This is a genomic window from Vreelandella populi, from assembly GCF_003989825.1.
Classification (GTDB): domain Bacteria; phylum Pseudomonadota; class Gammaproteobacteria; order Pseudomonadales; family Halomonadaceae; genus Vreelandella; species Vreelandella populi.
Map to the genome: position 1 here is coordinate 462,766 of NZ_RZHE01000015.1, position 11,210 is coordinate 473,975.

8 protein-coding genes are annotated in these 11,210 nt (G+C 57.4%); 4 read left to right on the forward strand and 4 right to left on the reverse strand.

Translation table 11 applies throughout. From position 1 onward, the window contains the following. Positions 1–36: 36 nt before the first annotated feature. Together ELY25_RS16755 and ELY25_RS16760 are read right to left on the reverse strand one after the other, a co-directional pair. Entirely contained in the window at positions 37–1,776 is a 1,740-nt protein-coding gene (locus ELY25_RS16755) for a sodium:solute symporter family protein (protein ID WP_126952399.1), read from the reverse strand. 162 nt (positions 1,777–1,938) lie between these two features. Then, complete coding sequence (locus ELY25_RS16760; protein WP_126952400.1) at positions 1,939–3,516, reverse strand: BCCT family transporter; 1,578 nt, start codon at positions 3,514–3,516, stop codon at positions 1,939–1,941. Between the two features lie 193 nt (positions 3,517–3,709). On the opposite strand from ELY25_RS16760, the gene ELY25_RS16765 reads away from it, so the two are divergent. Beyond that, positions 3,710–3,943 (forward strand): hypothetical protein, encoded by a 234-nt coding sequence (locus tag ELY25_RS16765; protein ID WP_126952401.1) that lies wholly within the window; start codon positions 3,710–3,712, stop codon positions 3,941–3,943. 74 nt (positions 3,944–4,017) lie between these two features. Here the strand turns inward: ELY25_RS16765 and ELY25_RS16770 are convergent, their stop codons facing one another. Next, positions 4,018–5,304 carry an aromatic ring-hydroxylating oxygenase subunit alpha gene (locus tag ELY25_RS16770; protein WP_126952402.1) on the reverse strand — a complete coding sequence of 429 codons (1,287 nt, stop codon included), beginning with the start codon at positions 5,302–5,304 and terminating at the stop codon, positions 4,018–4,020. A gap of 368 nt (positions 5,305–5,672) precedes the next feature. Between ELY25_RS16770 and ELY25_RS16775 the strand changes: the two genes are divergently transcribed. Then, positions 5,673–6,779 carry an FAD-binding oxidoreductase gene (locus tag ELY25_RS16775; protein WP_126952403.1) on the forward strand — a complete coding sequence of 369 codons (1,107 nt, stop codon included), beginning with the start codon at positions 5,673–5,675 and terminating at the stop codon, positions 6,777–6,779. A 169-nt stretch (positions 6,780–6,948) separates the two neighbouring features. Here the strand turns inward: ELY25_RS16775 and fdhA are convergent, their stop codons facing one another. Then, positions 6,949–8,136, reverse strand: coding sequence for a formaldehyde dehydrogenase, glutathione-independent (fdhA, locus tag ELY25_RS16780; protein WP_126952404.1), 1,188 nt, complete (start codon positions 8,134–8,136; stop codon positions 6,949–6,951). Between the two features lie 437 nt (positions 8,137–8,573). Here fdhA and glyA point away from each other — a divergent pair, with 437 nt between their 5' ends. Then, complete coding sequence (glyA, locus tag ELY25_RS16785; protein ID WP_126952405.1) at positions 8,574–9,905, forward strand: serine hydroxymethyltransferase; 1,332 nt, start codon at positions 8,574–8,576, stop codon at positions 9,903–9,905. Between the two features lie 46 nt (positions 9,906–9,951). Beyond that, complete coding sequence (locus ELY25_RS16790) at positions 9,952–11,202, forward strand: sarcosine oxidase subunit beta family protein (protein WP_126952406.1); 1,251 nt, start codon at positions 9,952–9,954, stop codon at positions 11,200–11,202. Positions 11,203–11,210 lie beyond the last annotated feature (8 nt).

Genomic DNA, 11,210 nt, shown 5'->3' on the forward strand with positions numbered 1-11,210 from the left:
CGGTTAAGCCTGACAGCCGATGAATGGCTACCCCGACTAGCTGGTCATGCGCGCGGCTAATGCCTTCTGTTGGCGAGGGCGAACCACCCAGAAGCCCACTGCCCCAGCCATCAATAACATGCTGCCACAGCCAATCGCCAGAGCGTAGCCGCCCTGCACGGCATTGGCATCCACATTAAACTGCGCGGCAAACCCGGCCAGAGTCACCGCGTACTGCTGCCACAAAAACACCCCGATGGCCGCACCAGAAAGCATGGTGCATATCGCGAACCAGCGGGTGCCGGACACCCAACCGCTGACCGCTTGGGCATCGAATGTATGCAGAAACGCCCGGTACTCTTTCTCGGCCTGGCTCACGCGGGTCATCCGGGAGGCCAGCATGATCGCGACAAGCGCCATCAAAGTGCTCAACAGCACCGGGTGCAAATACACCGGCAGGCTGAGCCATTCGGCCTGAATCATCATCGACAAGGCCACATTGCCCATAAATCCAACTGCCAGCCCCCAGCTGGCACCCGTAGCGGTGATTCGTTTGCTCCAGATACTCATCAACGCTACCGGCCCCCAGGAAGAAGCAAACAGCGTGGCGGCAAACCAGACCACTGACATGACCGCCGGCGGTTGGAATAGCGCCAGCAGCAGCGCAATCAAACCCGCGCCCAGTACCGCCATGCGGCTCTTGCGCATCGCCGAGGCGTCATCTTTTGATGCGGCAAGAATATCGTTGGAAAGGCTAAAGCCGATAATCGACAGAAACGTCGAGCAGGACGACAGCCCCGCGGCGAACACGCCGGTCAAAATGACCACGCCAAGCCAAGTCGGCAGCACGTTGAGCGCCACCCAGATCATCGAGCGTTCAGGATCAAGCTGAGGATCGTACAGATTGATCGCCGCGCCGGTCATCATCATCAACGCGTAGAAAATAGCCAATGCCACCGCCGTCAGCATGGCCGAGCGCATCACCACATGCTCGTTGCGCGCCATCAGATAACGGCTGGACTGCCAAGGGCTTGCCGCCAGCACCGCCGCCCACACCAGACCCAGCGTCAGCCCCCAGGTAAGTGCTTCACCGGGCGAGGAGAAACTGGCCTCTGGGCCTTCGAGCACACCGTGCCAAAGTGCAATACCTGGCTTATCAGTTTGCGTAAGCAGTCCTTCAACCACCCCGCTCCAACCGCCCAGATCCTGAATCACGTAAATCGCCCCCCCCAGCGCTGCCAGCGAGAAGATCACGAACATGATCGTATCGGTGAGCATGACACCGGGCGAGCCCGAATAGAGAATAAAGCCGGTGTAGGTCGCCCACACCAATACCAAACCGACCCAGTAGGGCATACCGGTAAGCTCGGAGAACATGATGCCCGCGCCCTGCATTACGCCCAGCAGGTAAGCGCCCAAGCCGATGATGGTGGTCAGCCCAGCAATCACCTGAACGCGGCGCGAGGCAAAGCGCTTGCCGAAAAACTCCGGCACGGTTCTGGCCCCGCTACGCCGCAGGTAACGTCCAAATACCAGTGCGCCCAACAGGCAGCCCGAGGTGCTGATTGCGGCAAAAATCAGCATGACAAACGGATAGCCTTGATAGGCAAAGCCCGTTTCACCAAGAAACGCGCTAGTACTCAAATAGCTTGCCACCAGCGTACCCAGGATAAAAAACGTGGGCGCATTGCGACCGGCCACCAAATAATCATCCAGGCCTTTGACGCGCCGTCCGGCCAGGTGCCCGATAACAAAATAGCCAACCAGACTGAGCAGTATTGCGAAAGTGTAAATCATTGGAATAGCCGTAAGGTTATTAATATTGTTTAGCCATGGTGCAACGCTACGCTATTACGTTCATTGTTATCAGCGGCATGCCCGGCAGTATTTACGACAACCTGTAGGTTAGCCAGAAGGGGCGCCAGCCTATGGGCGCCCCGAAAACAGCAGAAGGGTTGATTACCCCACAGCTCTGGGTAGTGCGTTGAGCTGGTTCCACTCCTTATGAAGCCCCTTGTAAAGGCTAAAACACATTAACAAGAGAACCAGCGTGAAGGGTAGTCCCGTAGCCACCGCACCCGCCTGAAGCGCGCTAAGCGCAGCGCTCCCCCCACCGTACAGCAGCACGCCGGCAATCACGCCTTCAAGCGCGGCCCAGAACACCCGCTGGCCTTTGGGTGCATCGGTCTTGCCGCCGGCGGTGATGCTGTCGATCACCAGCGAGCCGGAGTCCGAAGAGGTAATAAAGAACACCAGCACCAAAACAATCGCAAGCGTTGAAGTAATGCCGGTTAACGGCAGCTGCTCGAGCATATGGAACATGGCAAGGGAGACGTCGCTAATGCCGTTGGCCAACTCACCCACGCCGTTAGTGGCCTGAAAGAGCGCCGTACCGCCAAAGGCGCTCATCCATACCAGCGTGACCAGCGTCGGCACCAGCAGCACAGCAATAAGAAATTCACGAACCGTACGCCCCCGCGATACACGAGCGATAAACATGCCCACAAACGGTGACCATGAGATCCACCACGCCCAGTAGAAAATGGTCCAGCCGTGATACCAAACGTCATCGTCGCGGCCAATCCAGTTCGAAAGCGGCAAGATATGGCTTACATAGTCCACTGCGGTGGTACCAATACCGGTCAGAATCATCAGCGTCGGCCCTGCTACCACCACGAACAGAAGCAGCACCGCCGCTATGATCATGTTGATATTCGAGAACAGCTTCAAACCGCCGTCGATTCCTCGCCATACCGAAATGAGCGCAATCACCGTGACCACTACAATAATCGCCAGCTGCGTACCAATGGTGTTGGGAATATCGAACAGGTAGGCAAGCCCGCTGGACGCCTGGGTAGCGCCAAAGCCGAGCGAGGTCGCCAGACCAAAAATGGTCGCCAGTACGGCAAGAATATCGATGATATGACCCGCCCAGCCGCGGGTGCGCTCGCCCAGAATCGGATAAAAGGCGGAGCGCAACGTAAGCGGTAGACCTTTGTTATAGGAAAAGAAGGCCAGCGAAAGTGCCACTACGCCATAAATCGCCCAAGGATGCAGGCCCCAATGGAACATGGTCGCGCCCATCGCGGCGCTAGCGCCTTCCGGCGTATTCGCAGGAATATTCAGGGGCGTGCCGTACCAATCGGTATAATAGGCCACCGGCTCCGCGACGCTCCAGAACATCAGACCGATACCCATGCCTGCGGCAAACAGCATGGCAAACCAGGAGGTGCGCGAGTATTCCGGCTTCGCATCAACGCCGCCCAGGCGTATCCGTCCAAGTGGCAAACAAATCAACAATAGACAGAACACCACAAAAACATTGCCCGCAATCATGAACAGCCAGTCGAAATGCTCGATCGACCAGTTCTTGGCAACCCCCAGATGGGTATTCGCGGCATCCGGATAGACCAGCGCGTAAAGAATGAACAGCAGAATGGCGAGAGCGGAAAGTGGAAAGACGGGGTTATGAAAATCCAGCCCCATGACCTGCTTGTTATCCTGACCGGGAGTCAGGACGGGATCATCATGGTCCATAGGTTATCCTCGTTGTTATTTTTCGAGACGAGCAATACGCCGAGTACGGCCATTTGAATTCTTAGGCGATACGCGCCAGTGCAGTTGTTTAAAACCGACACTGACATAGCTATTGCCGCGTCGCTCAAGCTATTGGCAGCAGGTTATGGGTACACTGGCAGGCCAAACGGCCAACACGTGAGAGGATGCCGTCATGATGATTGTCGAACTGATTGATGGTGATGATTTTCGAGCGCGACTAACCGCGCTGGGTATTGATATTCCAAAGGATGCCGACCCCGATACGTGTGCACGTATCGCGGCACAAGCGCATCAGCAAAAAACGATTCCTGAACTCCCGGCGCTGGTGCGTGAACTCATGGAGCAGCAAGCCATCATGCTGCCGTCGGTGCGCCATGCCATTGAGCGTTTTCTACCCGTTGAGTGATGGTTAGCTAAGAAGTGATGACTGAGCAGCGGCTGGGAACTGGCCCGCCAAGACGGGCCAGCTCTTAATGCGTTCTAACCCTGAGCCAACTGCAGCGCGACGTTATCGCTTCCCAGATTGCTGAGCATGCGCTCGGAGTACCAGTCAATAAAGTCGATCACCCCAAACTCGTAGGTTTGTGAATAGGGGCCGGGCTGATAGGCCTTAGAGTTGATACCGCGCTGGTTCTCCTCGGCCAGTTGGCGATCCTGATCGTTGGTGGCATCCCACACGCGGCGCATGTTTTCGGGGTCATAATCCACGCCTTCCACCGCATCTTTATGCACCAGCCATTTGGTAGTTACCATGGTCTGCTGAGGGCCAAGCGGCAGTACGCGGAACACGACCGCGTGATCACCCATAAAGTGGTTCCAGGAGTTGGGCAGGTGCAGAATACGCAGCGAGCCCATGTCCGGGCTGGTCAGGCGGCCCATCAGTTTGTTGCAGGCCGGCTTGCCGTCCATGGTCATGGATACCACGCCATCGAGTAGCGGCGTACGGGTCAGGCGGTTGCGCTTGCCAAAGCGCTTGAGCTGCCAGGGCACCTGCTCGCCGTTCCAGTCGGTCTGCTTGCGGGTCACCAGGTCTTTGTACTTATCCGTCGCACGCGGGTCTTCGGTATCGTCAAACTCGATCAGCGAATTCAAAAGCTCGGGGTGCGAGCCGTTGCAGTGGTAGCACTCGCGGTTATTCTCAATGACCAGCTTCCAGTTGGCCTGCTCGACAATGCTCGACTCCACGGCGACCTTGACGTTATCCATCTGGTAAGGCTCAAGGTAGTGCTCCAGCGTGACCAGGAAATCATCAATCGCCGGCGGATTATCGCTCAGGTTGATAAACACAAAGCCCCCGGCGGTGCGCACGCTAACCGGCTTCAGCCCAAACTGGTTAAGGTCGAAGTCGGCGCCCATGTCGCTTCCGGCAAACAGCAACCGGCCATCGAGTTCATAGGTCCACTGGTGGTAGGGACATACTAGCTTGGCGACCTTGCCCTTGTCCTTGGTGCACAACCGTGAGCCTCGGTGACGGCATACGTTATAGAAAGCATGAATCTGATCTTCAACGCCGCGCACGATAACGATGGGGTTGTCACCGACCTGCAGCGTCATGAAATTGCCCTTGGCCGGAATTTCGCAAGCCATGCCCGCGAATAGCCATTCTTTTTCAAAGACTTCCTGCATATCGAGCGCAAACAAGCGGGCATCGTTATAGAAAGGCTGGGGCAGAGAATAGGTACGCGTGCGGGACTGCAGCATATCAACCGTCGCTTCACGCATGGATGCCAGTAGGTCGTTGTGTGTGTAATCCATTGTCTTGTTCATACCAGATATCCTTTTAAACACCGCCTCCCTTACCCAGGGCGGCGACAGGGTCGTTAACCAAACATGATTGTGTTGTTGTTAAGCTGCGTAACCTGGCGATTGTGTGAAGCGCGCAGCGCTTGCTACTTGTTGATGGATTGTGGTGCACGGCTTTTGCCATCAATTATCTGCCCACGACACTATGTGGCGTGGCGACGACGTGAGCGGAGATTTTTGATGTAGAGAAGGTGCCGCAAGGTAAGTGCGTGTCGCTAACAGGCAAGCTGGCCATAAAGCGCGTACCCAGAATGCAGGTTAATGGTGCTGGACCGTGCAGACAGGACGGGCCGGTGAAGGCAACGCGATAGCACGGCCATATTGAGACGACGATGACAATGAACTTCTTTAATCCCGTCACGACCCAGACCTGGACCAACGGCCGCCACCATGTGCGGTGCGTCAAGATCATTCAGGAAACCTGGGACGTTCGCACGTTCTGCTTTATGGCTGAACAGCCGGTAATGTTCTTCTTCAAGCCGGGCCAGTTCGTGACGCTGGAGCTTGAAATCGATAACCAGCCGATCATGCGCTCTTATACGATTTCCAGCTCTCCCTCCGTGCCTTACAGCTTTTCAATCACGGTCAAGCAAGTGCCGGGCGGTCATGTTTCCAACTGGCTACATGCCAATCTCAAGGTGGGCGATGAGCTGGTGGTCCATGGCCCGGTCGGCAACTTCAACTCCATCGACTTCCCTGCCGAAAAGGTGCTGTTTCTCTCCGGCGGCGTGGGCATTACCCCGCTGATGTCGATGACGCGCTGGTTCTTTGATACCAACGCCAATGTGGACGTCGAGTTCATCCACAGCGCTCGTGCACCGCGTGACGTTATCTATCACCGGGAGCTGGTGCACATGTTCTCGCGCATTCCCGAGTTCAAGCTGCATATCATTTGCGAAAAGAAAGACGATATTGGCGAGGCGTGGGCCGGCTACCGCGGTTACCTGACCCAGCCCATGCTTGAGCTGATGGCGCCAGATTTCCTTGAGCGGGAAATATTCTGCTGTGGCCCGACACCCTACATGAACGCCATCAAGGCAATTCTGCGCGCCAACAACTTCAACATGGACCACTACCATGAAGAGTCGTTTGGCGCGACGCCGGTGGACGTTCGAGAAGACGTTCTGGAGCTTGTCGGGCAGGCTGAAGTGGAAGCCGAGATGGCCGAGCCTGAGGAGCTGATCAACATCGAATTCGCCCAGTCGAACAAAAGCGTACGCATTCAGCCAGGCGAAACTGTGCACGCGGCGGCGTCCAAGCTTGGCCTGCATATTCCCAAGGCCTGCGGTATGGGTATCTGCGGTACCTGCCGGGTGGAGCTGAAATCCGGCGAGGTGGAAATGGAACACAACGGCGGGATTACCGACGAGGATATTGAAGAGGGCTACATTCTGTCCTGCTGCAGCCGCCCGAAAGGCAATCTTGTGGTGGATTTCTAACGCGGAAGACCTTTATTCCATAAAAACAGCCTACCCCTAGACGGATACCGACCTGCCTCGGTATCCATTTTTTTATGCCGTAAATCCATAAAAGCGGACACACAAAAACGCTCATGGCCCGCGGCCATGAGCGTTGTCAGTGTTTGTTACCCGCTCATTTCAGCATTGATCAGGCAGCGCCCAGCAGCCCATGAGGATCGAGGACAAACTTGCTCGCCACGCCCGCGTCGAACTGCTCGTAGCCCGTTGGCGCGTCTTCAAGCGAGATCACCTGGGCGTTGACGATCTCGGCGATGTTCAGGCGCCCGTGCAGAATGGCCTGCATCAGCTGGCGGTTGTACTGTACCACCGGCGTCTGGCCGGTATGGAAAGAGAGCCCCTTGGCCCAGCCTTGGCCAAAGCGCAGGCTTAAGCTTCCAGTCTGCGCGGCTTTCTCGGTCGCGCCCGGGTCTTCGGTCACGTAAAGCCCTGGAATACCGATGGAGCCGCCTTCGCGGGTGACTTCCATCATCTGGTTAAGCACCACCGCTGGCTGCTCTTTACCGCCGTGCCCGATCGCCTCAAAACCGACCGCATCAATGGCGCTGTCCACACTCGGCTCGCCTACCACCGCGGCAATCATTTCGCCCAGGCGATCATGCTTGCTCAGATCAATCGGCACAAAACCCATCTTACGGGCGTGCTCCAGGCGCGCCTGATTGAAGTCTCCGATCATCACCACCGCTGCGCCTAATAGGCGTGCCGAGGCGGCCGCCGCCAGTCCTACCGGGCCAGCACCGGCAACGTACACCGTGGAGCCCGCGCCAACGCCCGCTTTTAAAGCGCCGTGGAAGCCGGTTGGGAGAATATCGCTCAGCATGGTCAAGTCGCGGATCTGGGTCATGGCCTGGTCGCGATCCGGGAACTTCAAAAGGTTGAAGTCGGCGTAGGGCACCATGACGTAGTGCGCCTGCCCACCTACCCAGCCACCCATATCAACGTAACCATAAGCGCCGCCTGCACGGTCATCGTTAACATGCAGACAAAGGCCAGTATGGCCATCTTTACAGGTACGGCAGCGTCCGCAGGCTACGTTGAACGGCACTGACACGATATCGCCAATGCTTAGAAACTCGACGCCCTTGCCCTTCTCGATCACCTCACCGGTGATCTCGTGGCCCAGTACCATGCCGGTGGGCGCCGTGGTCCGCCCGCGCACCATATGCTGGTCGGAGCCGCAGATATTCGTGGAAACCACTTTCAAGATGACGCCGTGATCAATGGGTTTGCCATGGGGCGTTTCCATTTTCGGGTAGGCGATATCCTGGACTTCGACCTTACCGTCGCCGATATAAACAACACCACGATTGTTGGACATGCGGAATCCTCTCTTCTAGGCGCTGGCACAGTCTCGAAAACGTTCTCAAGGACTGTCTCAAGAGCTATCTCAAGGACGTTCTCAATAACTGTGCTGGCATCATTATTTTTGAATCGAGCTGGCGTATTTGAAGCATTTGCGAGAAGCGCTTCTTGATCAGCAGGCCAACTAAAAACATTAACCTGTTGCCGCAGCATGACGCACCCGGCTTACCCGCAATTACTCATAAACGACGTCGAGCAATAGATAGGCGACGTCTTATAAAGCCCCATAAAAAATTCACCCCAATGTCGCAAATACGCCGAGCGGTGACGTCGGCAAGCATCTTGGGGGGCAAGGCCAACGATACTATCGCGGCAGGATAGCGTTGACGGTGATGCGATTACCGACGCTAACAGACTCCCAGACCGAACAAAGCGACTAGCCTGGAGACCCAGATGGCTCACAACAACTTTTCTCCCGAAGCCCGCTTGGCCAACTACGACACAGCCCTTGCCTCGGCAATTGCTGAAGAAACAGCGCGCCAGGAAGCCCATATCGAACTGATTGCTTCCGAGAACTACACCAGCAAGCTGGTGATGGAAGCTCAGGGCACCCAGCTGACCAACAAGTACGCCGAAGGCTACCCCGGCAAGCGCTATTACGGCGGCTGTGAGTTTGTCGATAAAGTGGAAGCGCTGGCTATCGAGCGGGCTTGTAGCCTGTTTGGTGCCAACTATGCCAACGTGCAGCCCCACTCTGGCGCCCAGGCCAATGCTGCAGTATTCATGGCGCTGGTAAGCCCGGGCGATACCATTCTGGGCATGAGCCTGGCCCACGGCGGCCACCTGACCCATGGCGCCGCGCCCAACTTCTCGGGCAAGCACTACAACGCTATCCAGTACGGGCTGGTCGAAGGTACCGGCGAGATCGACTACGACGAAGTCGAGCGGCTGGCACGCGAGCATAAGCCGAAAATGATCATCGCTGGTTTCTCGGCCTATTCACGCGTGGTTGACTGGCGCCGTTTCCGCACCATCGCTGATGAAGTGGGTGCCTATCTCATGGTCGATATGGCCCACGTGGCCGGCTTGGTCGCCGCAGGCCTCTACCCGAGCCCACTGCCCCACGCCCATGTGGTGACCACCACGACCCACAAAACACTGCGCGGCCCGCGCGGCGGTCTGATTCTCTCCGCCGATGGCGACGAAACGCTGTACAAGAAGCTCAACGGCGCGGTTTTCCCCGGTCAGCAGGGCGGCCCGCTCATGCACGTGATCGCGGCCAAAGCGGTGGCGTTCAAAGAGGCCATGAACCAGGACTTCGTCAACTATCAGCGCCAAGTCATCGCCAACGCCCGCACCATGGCCCGCGTCTTCGTTGAGCGCGGTTTTGATGTGGTGTCCGGCGGTACCGACGATCACCTTTTCCTAGTCTCGCTGATCAAACAGGGCATTACCGGTAAAGATGCCGACGCGGCCCTTGGGCGCGCGCATATCACGGTCAACAAGAATACCGTGCCCAACGACCCACAAAGCCCCTTCGTTACTTCGGGTTTGCGCATCGGTACCCCAGCGGTAACCACCCGTGGGATGGTCGAAGCGGACTGCGAACACTTGGCGGGCTGGATTTGCGACATTCTCGACGTACTAGCCGATCAGCAGGACACCACTGGCGTAGAAAATCAGGTACGCGAAAACGTCGCCGACCTGTGTGCCCACTACCCAGTGTATGGGCAAGCCCAAGTCACGCGTGAACACGTGGCCGATAGCGCAGCCTCAGTCGCCTGACGATAGCCGCCAGCCGGCTCCGCGGAGCCGATCAAGGAGAAACTTTATGCAACGTTATTCCGGCTTCGGACTGGTCAAACATGCGCTCGGTCACCACGAGAACTGGGAGCGTCAGTGGCGCAACCCTGAACCCAAGAAGCGCTACGACGTCATCATTGTGGGTGGTGGCGGTCACGGGCTAGCCACCGCCTATTACCTGGCGAAAGAGTTCGGCGTCAAGAATGTCGCCGTGGTCGAAAAAGGCTGGCTGGGCGGGGGTAATACCGCACGTAATACCACTATCGTACGTTCCAACTATCTGTGGGACGAAGCGGGACGTCTTTACAACCACTCACTCGATCTGTGGAAAGGCCTTTCCCAGGATTTGAACTACAACGTGATGTTCTCCCAGCGCGGCGTACTCAACCTGGGCCACACACTGCAGGACATGCGCGATATTCAGCGCCGCGTTCACGCTAACCGCTTGAATGGTATCGACAGCGAGGTAGTCACCCCGCAGCAGATCAAGGAGATCGAGCCTCAGCTTGATATCTCCAGCCGCGCCCGCTACCCGATCATGGGGGCGTCCTGGCAGAAAAGTGCTGGCGTGGCGCGCCACGACGCTGTGGCCTGGGGCTTTGCCCGTGGTGCAGACGCACTGGGTGTCGATCTTTTGCAGAATACCGAAGTGACCGGCTTCAAGATTCGCGATGGCAAGGTGCTGGGTGTTCACACCAACCGCGGCGATATCGAAGCCAATACCGTGGGCTGCGTGGCGGCGGGCAACTCCGGGGTGCTTGCCAATATGGCGGGTATCAAGCTGCCGCTGGAGTCGCATCCGCTGCAGGCGCTGGTGTCCGAGCCGCTCAAGCCGATCCTCAATACGGTCACCATGTCTAACCACGTTCACGGCTATATCAGCCAGTCCGACAAGGGCGACCTGGTGATCGGTGCCGGTATCGATGGTTACTTAGGTTACGGTCAGCGCGGCAGCTATCCGACCATTGAGCACACACTTCAAGCCATCGTCGAGATGTTCCCGATGTTCTCTCGGGTGCGCATGAACCGCCAGTGGGGCGGCATCGTGGATACCTGCCCGGACGCTTGCCCGATCCTGTCCAAAACGAAGGTTAAGGGCCTGTATTTCAACTGCGGCTGGGGCACCGGTGGCTTCAAGGCGACCCCCGGTTCCGGGCATGTTTTCGCCGCGAGCCTGGCCAAGGGCGAAATGCATCCCATCGCGGCACCCTTTTCCATCGACCGTTTCCATACCGGTGCGCTGATCGATGAACACGGCGCCGCTGGCGTGGCGCACTGAGGAGAGCC

What these genes read in the sequence shown, in the direction of transcription:
- ELY25_RS16770 (WP_126952402.1), bottom strand. Translation starts at nt 5,304, where the DNA reads ATGAACAAGACAATGGATTACACACACAACGACCTACTGGCATCCATG.
- ELY25_RS16760 (WP_126952400.1), bottom strand. Translation starts at nt 3,516, where the DNA reads ATGGACCATGATGATCCCGTCCTGACTCCCGGTCAGGATAACAAGCAG.
- ELY25_RS16765 (WP_126952401.1), top strand. Translation starts at nt 3,710, where the DNA reads ATGATGATTGTCGAACTGATTGATGGTGATGATTTTCGAGCGCGACTA.
- glyA (WP_126952405.1), top strand. Translation starts at nt 8,574, where the DNA reads ATGGCTCACAACAACTTTTCTCCCGAAGCCCGCTTGGCCAACTACGAC.
- ELY25_RS16775 (WP_126952403.1), top strand. Translation starts at nt 5,673, where the DNA reads ATGACAATGAACTTCTTTAATCCCGTCACGACCCAGACCTGGACCAAC.
- fdhA (WP_126952404.1), bottom strand. Translation starts at nt 8,136, where the DNA reads ATGTCCAACAATCGTGGTGTTGTTTATATCGGCGACGGTAAGGTCGAA.
- ELY25_RS16755 (WP_126952399.1), bottom strand. Translation starts at nt 1,776, where the DNA reads ATGATTTACACTTTCGCAATACTGCTCAGTCTGGTTGGCTATTTTGTT.
- ELY25_RS16790 (WP_126952406.1), top strand. Translation starts at nt 9,952, where the DNA reads ATGCAACGTTATTCCGGCTTCGGACTGGTCAAACATGCGCTCGGTCAC.